Here is a 10,614-nt window from a genome sequence, read left to right as displayed (position 1 = left end):
GCATCCGCGAGCTGCGCAAGGAGGCGGGCACGGTCTTCCTGGTCAGTCACAACAACAAGTCGATCCGGGACACCTGTGACCGGGTGCTGTGGCTGGAGAAGGGCGAGCTCCTCATGGACGGCCCGACCGAGGAAGTCGTCAGCGCGTACGAGAAAGCCACCTCGAAATGAAGGAACCGGCCCGCCAGGACATGGCGGGCCGGTTCCTTCATTGTTCGGCCGACTGTCAGTACTGGTAGAAACCGGAGCCGGTCTTACGGCCCAGCCGGCCCGCGTCGACCATGCGCTGGAGCAGCGGGGGAGCGGCGTACAGCGGCTCCTTGAATTCGTGGTACATCGAATCCGCGATGGCGGCGATGGTGTCGAGACCGATGAGGTCCGAGAGCTTGAGCGGACCCATCGGGTGCGCGCAGCCCATTTCCATACCGTTGTCGATGTCCTCGCGATTGGCGATTCCGGACTCGAACATCCGGATCGCCGACAGGAGATACGGGACCAGCAGCGCGTTCACGACGAATCCGGAGCGGTCCTGGGCGCGGATCGCGTGCTTGCCGAGGATGTCGCTGACGAGGCTCTCGGTGCGCTTGAGGGTGTCGTCGGCGGTGGTGAGCGCCGGGATCAGCTCGACGAGCTTCTGCACCGGGGCCGGGTTGAAGAAGTGGATGCCGAGCACGTACTCGGGGCGCGAGGTGGCCACGGCGAGCTTCACCAGCGGGATGGACGAGGTGTTGGAGGCGAGGATCGCGTCCGGCCGGGTCACCACCTGGTCGAGGACCTGGAAGATCTCCGTCTTGACCTGCTCGTTCTCCACCACGGCCTCGATCACGAGGTCACGGTCGGCGAATTCGCCGAGGTCGGTGGTGAAGCTCAGGCGGGCGAGCGCCGCGTCGCGCTCCTCCTCGGTGATCTTGCCGCGTTCCGCGGCCTTCCCGAGGGAGTTCGTCAGACGGGTACGGCCGAGCTCCAGGGCCTCGCCGGTGGTCTCCGCGACTCGGACGTCCAGTCCGGCGCGGGCGCAGACCTCCGCGATACCGGAGCCCATCTGCCCGGCCCCCACCACTCCGACGCGCTGGATGTCGCTCACTCGTAAGCCTTTCGCTGTGGTACAGGAATATGCGGGCGTACCACGCGGTAGCGGGCGCACCCGATCCGACGTTACTCCGCCGGTGCGGAGGATTGCTCCCGCCCCCCGGCCGCACCATCATCGGCGGAACAGCACCCGATGATCAGGGGGCACGTATGGGGCACATCACTCGCAGGACCTTCACCCGGGGCGCCGTGGGCACCGCGGGCGCGGTGGCATCCGCGGCCGTCACCGGAGCACCCGCGGCGGCGGCCGGCGGCGCCGGCGATACGGAACGGCACCGGCCGGTACGGCAGTTCCGCGGCGTGTGGATCGCGACCGTAGCGAACACGGACTGGCCGTCGGCACCGGCGCTGCCGGCGGAGCGGCAGCGGCAGGAACTGCTCGATCTGCTGGATGTCGCCGTCGAGCGCAGGCTCAACGCGGTGGTCCTGCAGGTCCGGCCCACCGCGGACGCGCTGTGGCCGTCGCCGTACGAACCATGGGCGCAATATCTGAGCGGGACCCAGGGGCAGGATCCCGGCTGGGACCCGCTCGGCACGGCTGTGCACGAGGCGCACCGGCGGGGTCTGGAACTGCACGCCTGGTTCAACCCGTACCGGATCGCCAACCACACCGACCCGTCCCGGCTCGTCGCCACCCACCCGGCGCGGCTGCATCCCGAGTGGGTCGTCACCTACGGGGGCAAGCTCTACTACAACCCGGGGCTGCCCGAGGTGCGGGGCTTCGTCCAGGACGCGATGCTCGACGCCGTGCGGCGCTACTCGGTCGACGCGGTGCACTGGGACGACTACTTCTATCCGTACCCGGTGGCGGGCCAGGTCTTCGACGACGACGCCGCGTACGCCCGCTACGGGTCCGGGTTCCCCGACCGGGCGGCCTGGCGGCGCGACAACACCGACCGGCTGGTGCAGGAGATGGCGGTCCGTATCAAGCGGACCAGACCGCACACCCGCTTCGGGATCAGCCCTTTCGGGGTGTGGCGCAACCGCGCGACCGACCCGCTCGGCTCCGACACGACGGCGGGCGTCCAGACCTACGACGATCTGCACGCCGACACCCGCGGCTGGGTCAGGAAGGAGTGGATCGACTACATCGTCCCGCAGGTGTACTGGAACATCGGGTTCCCGCCCGCCGACTACGCCGAGCTCGTCCCCTGGTGGGCGGAGGTCGTCTCCGGCACCCGCGTCGATCTGTACGTGGGCGAGGCGCTGTACAAGGTGGGCGTCGCGGGCCAGCCCGCGGCCTGGCAGGACCAGGCCGAGCTCTCCCGCCATCTCACCTTCGACCGGGACTACCCGCAGGTGCGCGGCAACATCTTCTTCTCGGCGAAGCACGTGGTGGCCGACCCGCTCGGGGCGATGAGCCGCGTCGTGGCCGACCACTACCGGACGTGCGTGCGCCCACCGCGCTAGCGGTCGTCGGAGGAAGCCCGCCTCGCCGCCGGGGCGGCGGGGCGGCGGGGCGCAGCGGTGCACCTGGCGTCGGCCGGCCGGCTCGCCCGCCGGGACGGCGGCCTCAGACGGTCGCGCTCACGGCGCGGGCGTCGGCTCGTCCCGGTGCCGCACCTCTGAATCCGGGCCCGGTGATACCAGGCTCTCGCGTCCGTCCTCGAACCGGACCCGGTACGGCGGCGTGCCGTCCTCGCCCAGGACCTCGATGATCTCGGCGGACCGGTCGTGCTGTCCGACGACCCTGCCGTGCTGCAGCAGTACGTCGCCCACCGTGGCGTTCATGCGCGGTCACCCCCTGACTAGGAGGACAAATGCCCGATGCCCATCAAGTGTAGGCGCTCAGGGCAGTTGCCGGCCGTGCCGCCGCCGGAATATTCGTTCGATCAAGGGGGTTCCGGCCTGTTAACGTCACGGCGTGGCGAAACTTAATCAGATCATCGCGGTCGAGAAGGGCGTCAAGTCCAAGTCCCATCAGGAACTGACCGCCGCCCATCACGACCTGCAGAAGCCGGTTCTGCTCTCCGGGCTGTCCCGGAACTACCAGCCGAAGGACGAGGAGGGCGAACAGCTGCCCCCCGAGTCGACCCGGGTCCAGATCAAGGCCGAGGACGTACTGCGGACCACCGCCGTCACCCTCACCCGGCTCTTCGACGTCACCGCCACGAAGGACTGGGCGAACTGCGAGGCCCGCGCCGATGTCACGGTCGACGGCCGCGCGCTGGTGCGGGAGGTGCCGGTGTCCTACCTCCTGTTCCTCGAGAAGCAGCTGGTGGACCTGCACACCTTCATCCGGAAGCTGCCGGTGCTCGACGCCTCCGAATCCTGGAACCTCGATCCGTCGAGCGACGCCTGGAAGACCGAGCCCGTACGGACCATCCGTACGAAGAAGGTGCCGCGCAACCATGTGAAGGCCGAGGCGACGGAGAAGCACCCCGCCCAGGTCGACGTCTACTACGAGGACGTGCCGGTCGGCTACTGGACGACCGTCAAGTTCTCCGGCGCCCTCCCCGCCCGGCGGGTCAACGAGCTGCTGGAGCGGGTGGAGAAGCTGCAGAACGCGGTCAAGTTCGCCCGTGAGGAGGCCAATGGCGCGGAGGTCACCGACCAGCGGGTCGGGGACGCCGTGCTCGGCTACCTTCTCGGACCGTAGGAGACCACACCACAACAGACCCCCTCCGCCTGTGTGCGGAGGGTGCGCGAGGAGCGCAAAGCTCAGCCTGAAGCTCGTTATGAAGACGCGGTTCCAGTGGGGGTTCGAGTCCCTCCCCCGGCACTACCGGCCGGGGTGGCCCAAATGGCAGAGGCAGACCGCGATCAATCTCAGACTCTTGCTCCAGACTCAGCATTCGCCGCCGATCGCCGGATCGACCGGGCTCGGGCTTGGTCGTCAGGTGCCGGTTCGAATCCGGTCCGCCGCTTTCACCATGCGGCGGTAGTTCAATGGCAGAACAAGACGACGTGACAATTGACCCGTGTCCTCAACTGCGCCGGCGTGTGCATATGGGCGGCATCATCAGGGGCCCGGGAGCTGGACACGCTCTCGGGCCCTGCTCCGTTCACCCGGGCGCGCCGATCCGTCACCGTCCGGGCAGTGGAGCGGTGCCGCACAGGAACTCGGCGCTCTCCAGCAGCTCCGGCGTCAGCCGCACCTCGGTCAGATGCTCGGCGAGGGCGAACGCGGCCTCGGTGTTGAGCTGGTAATCCCGGTCGTCCCCAGTGCTCAGATCGAAGCCGACCTGCCGCATCACCGGCTCCAGCCCGTCGGGGTCTCTGCCGTCGCGGCTGAACGGGAAGAGCGGCTCGAAGTGCAGCCGCAGATCGCCGTCCTCGCACCAGTGGAAGTGATCGACCGCGTTCACGTTCCTGAAGTGCGATACCAGGCGGGTGCCTTGGGACAGCGGACCGATCAACTGGTCCAGGGTGCCGAGGTAGCCGTTCGGCTCGACGGCGAGGACCCAGTCGCCGACCGCGACCGCGCCGATGAACAAGCCGGTCCCGTCGTGCTCGTCCCAGGCGTCGTAGGCGGGCTCGACGAGCGCCTCGGCCCCCTTCAGGTGTATCTCCCCGGTCGCACGCAGCCGCGCCATGAACTCCCCGGGCGTCAGCCCGCGTACCAGCGTGATGCAGTACGCCTCGGCTAGACCGGGGAAGCGCTCATCGAGCCAGGTGAAGTCAGCGGCAGTCGCAGTCATATCCGGATCGTCGCACCCGCCACTGACAATGCCCCTCAGTCACCGGTGGCACCACCCGCACCAGTCGTTCCACCCACACCCGGCACCCCGAGGCCGCCGAGCAGCCCGGCGACGGCCTCGCCGAGCAGGCCGAGGAACGCGCCGACCGCCGGGGACGGGGACAGGCCGCGCGCGGTGGCGGCGTAGACGGCCCGGCCCTTCACGTCGTCGGGATGGAGGGCGACGAGGGTGATGTCGGGCCGCACGGAGGCGGCGGCCAGCTCCGGGATGAGGGTGACCCCGAGGCCCGCCGCGACGAAGCCCTGTTTGGCGATCCACTCGGCCGCTATGAAGCCGATCCGCGGCTGGAATCCGGTCCGCAGCGAGGAACTGATCAGGGTGTCCCCGGGCCGGGGGCTGCCCGTCACCCACTGCTCCGCGGCGAGTTCGGCGAGCCTGAGCTGCGACCGGCCGGCCAGCGCGTGGCCGGCCGGCAGCGCGACGAACATGCTCTCGTCCAGCAGGTGGTGGAGGTCGAAGTCCTCCAGCGGATGTCCGGCCGTGGTGCTGACGACGGCGATATCGATCTCCCCGGCCGCCAGACCGGCGAGGTGGATGGGGGTCAGGCCCTCCCTGAGAGTGACGGTGATCGCCGGGTGCCGGGCGCGGAAGGCGGCGATCGCCCTGGGCACGAGCGCCGCCTCGGCGGTCGGGAACGCGCCGATCCGCAGCCGGCCGGCATCGAGGTCGCGCAGCGCGGTGAGGTCCTGGCGGGCCGTGCCGAGCCGGTCGAGGACGGCCTCGGCATGCGGCAGCAGGCAGCGGCCCGCCTCGGTGAGCCGCACACCGCGCGGCAGCCGGTCGAAGAGCGGGGCGCCCGCCTGGCCCTCCAGTGCGGAGATCTGCCGGGAGACCGCCGACTGGGTGTACCCGAGCCACTGGGCCGCGGCGGTGAACGAGCCGAGACGAGCCACCTCGGCGAACACCCGGAGCCAGGAGGTGGAGAAGTCGCCGTGGCCGGCGAAGGCGTCGGAGACATGCGATTCAGGCATGGAAGCCATGCTAGACATTCGCTTGTCGCACCGCTCGGCCGCTCCTAGCGTCGTCCGCATGGAAAAGATGGAAAAGATCGCTTTTCTCGGTCTGGGAAACATGGGTGCCGCCATGGCGCACCGGCTGCTCGTGGCGGGCCATCCGCTGACCGTGTGGAATCGCACCACCTCCCGTGCGCTGCCGCTCGTGGCTGCGGGCGCCCACCAGGCGCGCACACCCGCGGACGCGGTCGGCGGCGCCGATGTCGTGATCACGATGCTGGCCGGTCCCGAGGCGGTGTGGCAGGTCATGGACGGGCCGGACGGCGCGGCGCTCGCGCTGCGCCCGGGTACGCGTCTCATCGATATGTCGACGATCGGGCCGCAGGCCGTCGGTGAGCTGGAACGGCGGCTGCCGGACGGGGTGATGCTGGTCGACGCCCCCGTGATGGGCAGCGTCGACCGCGCGGCCGCGGGGGAGCTGACCGTGCTGGCGGGCGGCGATCCGGACCCGGTCCTGAAGATCCTGGAGTGCTTCGGCACGGTGACCCGCTGCGGCGGGACCGGGTCGGGGGCGGCGCTGAAGCTCGTACTGATCAACTCGGTCATCGGCGGCGTCGCGCTGGTCGGAGAGGCACTCGCCCTGGCGGACACACTCGGCCTGCCCGAGGAACTCGTCGTCGGCGCGATGGCGAAGGGCCCGCTGGCCGGGGCCGTGCAGCGGGCCTTCGCCCAGGAGGCGCACTTCCCCGTCGCGCTCGCGGCCAAGGACGTGGGCCTTGCGACCGCCGCCGCCGACCTTCCGGTGGCGCGTGCGGTGCTGGACCGGCTCACCGCATTCCCCGAACTCGCGGACCAGGACCTGTCGCAGGCCGCCCACCGCATCCGTACCGACCGCATCCGTACCGACCACATCCGTACCGACCACATCCGTACCGACCGCAGCCACACCCACCGTTAGGAGCCGGTCCATGCACATCACCCTCGACAACCCGCAGTCCGCGCCGCAGCCCGCCGGGCCGTACTCCGAGGTCGCCAGGATCGACCTCGGAGGTGGCGGGGCTCTGCTCTTCCTCGCCGGGCAGGTCTCTCTGGACGAGGAGGGCAACGTCGCGGGCGGCGACGACATGGCGGCACAGAGCCGGATCGTGCTCGAAGCCGTCCAGGCCCTTCTGAAGGCGCACGGCGCCACCCTCGATCACGTGGTCAACATCCGCACGTTCCTCACCGATATGTCCCGGCTGGGCGAATACGCCGCCGTCCGGCGGGAGTTCCTGACCGGTACGCCGCCCACGAGCACCACCGTCGAGGTGTCGGGGCTGTTCCGTCCCGGCGCGCTCATCGAGGTGGAGGTGGTCGCGGCGGTGCCGCCGGCGCCGGCGGCCTGAGCCGGGGCGACGCCGTCGGAGTCCCGCTCGCGCGGTCCCTGGTCACGAACCGGATCCGTCCGGAAACCGATGGACTGTCCGGGGCAGCGGGACTCCGGACGGGACCGCTGGGTACGGTGAAACGCATGAGGTCCCGAAGTCCCGTACCCCAGGAGGTCAATGTGCTGGACATCCGGCGGGTGACGCGGGCGGCGGACGTGATCGCCGCCGAGACCCTCTTCGACGGACCGGCCCGTCCGGAGTGGGCGGCGCGGTTCCTCGACGAGGCGGGCCATCACCTGCTGGTGGCGTACACGGGACGGAAACCGGCCGGTTTCATCACCGGCGTGGAGATGACCCACCCCGACAAGGGGACCGAGATGTTCCTCTACGAACTCGGGGTGGCCGAGGAGCACCGGCGGCGCGGTATCGGCCGCGCCCTGGTCACCGGGCTTGCCGCGCTCGCCCGCGAGCGCGGCTGCTACGGGATGTGGGTGCTCACCGACCGCGACAACCCCGCGGGCCTGGCCACCTACCGGTCTGCCGGCGCGGACGCCGACGAGGTCACGGCCCTGCTGTCGTGGACCTTCGGCTAGCCTGAGGGCACAATGAACCGTTTGACGACGTCATCGGGTGCGTACGACCTCACCCGCTTCCCTGAGGACCCCCGCGACAGGCTCCGCGCCTGGGACGCCGCCGACGAATACCTGTTGCGGCACCTGGACGGCATCGAGGCCGGGCCGACGGATCTGTCGGGCACCGTCGTCGTGGTGGGCGACCGGTGGGGCGCACTGGTCACCGCGCTCGCCGGGCACCGCCCCGTGCAGATCACCGACTCCTTCCTCGCCCAGCAGGCGACCCGGGCGAACCTGGCGCGCAGCGGGGCCGACGCGGACGCAGTGCGGCTGCTGTCGACCAGGGACCCCGTCCCCGACCGGATCGACGTGCTGCTGATCCGGGTGCCCAAGAGCCTCGCGCTCCTGGAGGACCAGCTGCACCGCCTCGCGCCCCATGTGCACGCGGGCACCGTCGTCGTCGGCACGGGGATGGTCACCGAGATCCACACCTCGACGCTCAAACTGTTCGAGCAGCTCCTCGGTCCGACCAGGACATCGCTGGCCGCGAAGAAGGCCCGGCTCATCTTCTGCGCGCCGGACCCCCTGCTCGCCCGTACCACCAGCCCATGGCCGCGCGAGTACGCGCTGCCCGCCGACGTCGGAGCGGCCTCCGGCCTGACCGTCACCAACCACGCCGGCATCTTCTGCGCCGAACGCCTCGACATCGGCACCAGGTTCTTCCTGCGCAACCTGCCGCAGCGCCACGGCCACGAGCGCGTCGTCGACCTTGGGTGCGGCAACGGTGTGGTCGGAACGGCCGCGGCGCTGGCCAACCCCGACGCCGAAGTGACGTTCATCGACGAGTCGTTCTCCGCGGTGGCCTCTGCGGAGGCCACGTTCCGGGCGAACGCCGATACGACCACCAAGGCCGGGTTCCTGGTGGGCGACGGCCTGTCGGACGTACCCGCCGGCACGGTGGACCTCGTCCTGAACAATCCGCCGTTCCACACCCACCAGGCGACGACCGACACGACGGCCTGGCAGATGTTCACCGGCTCGCGCGACGCGCTGCGCACCGGAGGCGAACTGTGGGTCATCGGCAACCGGCACCTCGGCTACCACGTGAAGCTGCGGCGGCTCTTCGGCAACTGCGAGGTCGTCGCGAGCGACCCGAAGTTCGTCATCCTGCGCGCCGTGAAGCGCTGACCGCCTGTTGGTACGCCCACACGCACGACGTCCTACCCCGTCGCCGCGTCCCGGAGCGCGTCGATCAGGCCGAGCAGCGCGGGCCGGGCCGGCGAGGTCTCCCGTACCGCCGCGTAGATCGCCCGCATCGGTTCAGGTCCGCGGACCTTGCGCACGACGACGCCGGGATGGCGGTTCCCGAGCCCCATCAGCGGTATCAGGCCGACGCCGAGGCCGGCGGCGATGAAGCCCTGCGCCGTGGCGTAATCCTCGCTCTCCACCACGAAGTCCGGACTGAAGCCCGCAGAGGCGCAGGCGTCGAGGACGGACTCGAGGCAGGGGCCCGCGGGCCATTCGTTGCCGACCCACGGGTCGTCGGCGAGATCGGTCAGATCGAGCACCTTTTTCGCGGTGAGCGGGTGTCCCTTGGGAAGGACGGCGCGGTAGGGGTCGTCGAGCAGGTGCACGAGGCGGATGCCCGCGCTGGGCCGGTCACGCGGATGGACCACGATGGCCAGATCGGCCCGGCCCTGTTTCACCTCCGGCAGCGGGTCCTCGGGGTCGATCAGTTTGAGATCGATCCGCACGCCCGGATGCTCGACGCGCAGCCGGGCCAGCGCGGGCGCCACCAGGGTCGCGCCCGCCGTGGCGAAGTAGCGGATCGACAACTGCCCGGTGCGCCCGGCCCGGAGATCGGCCAGCGCCGTCTCCGCCTCGGCGACGTTCTTGCTGATGACGGCCGCGTGCTCGGTGAGCAGCAGCCCGGCCGCCGTCGGCCGTACGCCGCGGCCGACGCGCTCCAGCAGCGCCATCCCGGCCTGCTTCTCCAGCGCCGCCACCTGCTGGCTGACGGCGGAGGGTGTGTACCCCAGATTCGCCGCTGCCGCGGTCACTGAACCACTGGTGACCACCGCCCGCAGGACCTGCATGCGTCTCACATCAAGCATGTAGGAGAGCTTAATGGTGCATGCAACTCTTTTCTCTTGTCCTGTCGGATCACCCGGGGCACGGTGAACACCGGAAGTCCGGTGCTGTGCCGCACCGCACGCCGGCGCCTCCCACGCGACCGTGCGACCTGGGGCCACATCATCGTGGCCGCCGTCTTCTGCAACGCCCTGCCCTTCGCCCTGTTCAGCGTCGGCGAGCGGACGGTCGACTCCGGAGTGGCCGGCGTCCTGAACGCGACGACTCCGTTGTGGTCCCTGCTGATCGGTGTCGCCATCGGCACCGAACGGGGTCTCCACCCGGCCCGGCTGGGCGAGCTTCTCCTCGGTTTCGCGGGCACGCTGCTGATCTTCGCCCCGTGGCAGCAGTCCGGGAGGATCTTCGCGACCGGGATCACCTTTAACCTCACCTACCGGCTCATCGCGGACGAGGGCGCCACCAATGCCGCCACCGTCGGATATCTGCTGCCGGTGGTCTCGGTGGCGCTGGGGGCGATCGTGCTCGACGAGGCACTCAACGTCCGGACCATCGCGGGGATGGCCGTCGTCTTGGTCGGCGTCGGTATGACCCGGCGTCCGAAGCGGACGGCGCCGGACGGTCCGCCGGAAGATCTCTCCCGGCCGGCGGTCGCACTCTCCCGTCCTGCCTGCGTCCTGACGGAGCCCGTCGTGTCATAGGCGCCAGAGCATCCCAGTGTGACCGAGAATTTTAGTTGGCGGACGAGCACGCTAGTTGGCGGATCTTGATCCCGTAACGCTGTGTTGCGATCAGTTCCGAAGATTGGCCCCCGCCGCCGGCCGGAGGGTGCTGGTGTGGGTACG

12 protein-coding genes and 1 pseudogene are annotated in these 10,614 nt (G+C 70.1%); 8 read left to right on the top strand and 5 right to left on the bottom strand.

Translation table 11 applies throughout. From position 1 onward, the window contains the following. Positions 1-170 (top strand): annotated as a pseudogene (locus QMK24_RS27035) (ABC transporter ATP-binding protein); the annotation flags it as partial. Between the two features lie 55 nt (positions 171-225). Here QMK24_RS27035 and QMK24_RS27030 read toward each other — a convergent pair. After that, on the bottom strand, positions 226-1,083 hold the full coding sequence (locus QMK24_RS27030; protein WP_283469390.1) for a 3-hydroxybutyryl-CoA dehydrogenase: 858 nt from the start codon (positions 1,081-1,083) through the stop codon (positions 226-228). A 155-nt stretch (positions 1,084-1,238) separates the two neighbouring features. Between QMK24_RS27030 and QMK24_RS27025 the strand changes: the two genes are divergently transcribed. After that, on the top strand, positions 1,239-2,498 hold the full coding sequence (locus QMK24_RS27025) for a glycoside hydrolase family 10-like protein (RefSeq protein ID WP_283469389.1): 1,260 nt from the start codon (positions 1,239-1,241) through the stop codon (positions 2,496-2,498). A 117-nt stretch (positions 2,499-2,615) separates the two neighbouring features. Here QMK24_RS27025 and QMK24_RS27020 read toward each other — a convergent pair whose 3' ends face one another. Next, the gene (locus tag QMK24_RS27020; RefSeq protein ID WP_283469388.1) at positions 2,616-2,819 is read right to left on the bottom strand and encodes a DUF1918 domain-containing protein; all 204 of its coding nucleotides are present in this window, start codon (positions 2,817-2,819) and stop codon (positions 2,616-2,618) included. Positions 2,820-2,952: 133 nt separating this feature from the next. Here QMK24_RS27020 and QMK24_RS27015 point away from each other — a divergent pair, with 133 nt between their 5' ends. Continuing rightward, the gene (locus tag QMK24_RS27015) at positions 2,953-3,687 is read left to right on the top strand and encodes a DUF7873 family protein (RefSeq protein ID WP_283469387.1); all 735 of its coding nucleotides are present in this window, start codon (positions 2,953-2,955) and stop codon (positions 3,685-3,687) included. A gap of 427 nt (positions 3,688-4,114) precedes the next feature. Here QMK24_RS27015 and QMK24_RS27010 read toward each other — a convergent pair whose 3' ends face one another. Both QMK24_RS27010 and QMK24_RS27005 read right to left on the bottom strand, forming a co-directional pair. Next, positions 4,115-4,729, bottom strand: coding sequence for a DUF6461 domain-containing protein (locus QMK24_RS27010; protein ID WP_283469386.1), 615 nt, complete (start codon positions 4,727-4,729; stop codon positions 4,115-4,117). 35 nt (positions 4,730-4,764) lie between these two features. Next, entirely contained in the window at positions 4,765-5,769 is a 1,005-nt protein-coding gene (locus tag QMK24_RS27005; protein ID WP_283469385.1) for a LysR family transcriptional regulator, read from the bottom strand. Between the two features lie 49 nt (positions 5,770-5,818). Between QMK24_RS27005 and QMK24_RS27000 the strand changes: the two genes are divergently transcribed. The 4 genes from QMK24_RS27000 to QMK24_RS26985 all read left to right on the top strand — a co-directional run bounded on the left by QMK24_RS27000 (position 5,819) and on the right by QMK24_RS26985 (position 8,869). Then, positions 5,819-6,700 (top strand): NAD(P)-dependent oxidoreductase, encoded by an 882-nt coding sequence (locus tag QMK24_RS27000; protein ID WP_349307849.1) that lies wholly within the window; start codon positions 5,819-5,821, stop codon positions 6,698-6,700. Between the two features lie 10 nt (positions 6,701-6,710). Beyond that, a complete protein-coding gene (locus QMK24_RS26995; RefSeq protein ID WP_283469384.1) occupies positions 6,711-7,127 on the top strand; it encodes a RidA family protein in 417 nt (138 codons plus the stop codon). Positions 7,128-7,252: 125 nt separating this feature from the next. Then, a complete protein-coding gene (locus QMK24_RS26990; protein ID WP_283469383.1) occupies positions 7,253-7,702 on the top strand; it encodes a GNAT family N-acetyltransferase in 450 nt (149 codons plus the stop codon). 12 nt (positions 7,703-7,714) lie between these two features. Further along, positions 7,715-8,869 (top strand): methyltransferase, encoded by a 1,155-nt coding sequence (locus QMK24_RS26985; RefSeq protein WP_283469382.1) that lies wholly within the window; start codon positions 7,715-7,717, stop codon positions 8,867-8,869. Between the two features lie 32 nt (positions 8,870-8,901). Here QMK24_RS26985 and QMK24_RS26980 read toward each other — a convergent pair whose 3' ends face one another. After that, positions 8,902-9,795, bottom strand: coding sequence for a LysR family transcriptional regulator (locus QMK24_RS26980; RefSeq protein ID WP_283469381.1), 894 nt, complete (start codon positions 9,793-9,795; stop codon positions 8,902-8,904). Here QMK24_RS26980 and QMK24_RS26975 point away from each other — a divergent pair. Next, the gene (locus QMK24_RS26975) at positions 9,772-10,470 is read left to right on the top strand and encodes a DMT family transporter (protein WP_502962522.1); all 699 of its coding nucleotides are present in this window, start codon (positions 9,772-9,774) and stop codon (positions 10,468-10,470) included. The genes QMK24_RS26980 and QMK24_RS26975 overlap by 24 nt on opposite strands. Positions 10,471-10,614: the final 144 nt, after the last annotated feature.

The organism is Streptomyces sp. PH10-H1, from assembly GCF_030063355.1.
GTDB lineage: Bacteria > Actinomycetota > Actinomycetes > Streptomycetales > Streptomycetaceae > Actinacidiphila.
Note: the sequence above shows the minus strand (reverse complement) of the source record. Positions and strands in the feature narration are given on the sequence as shown.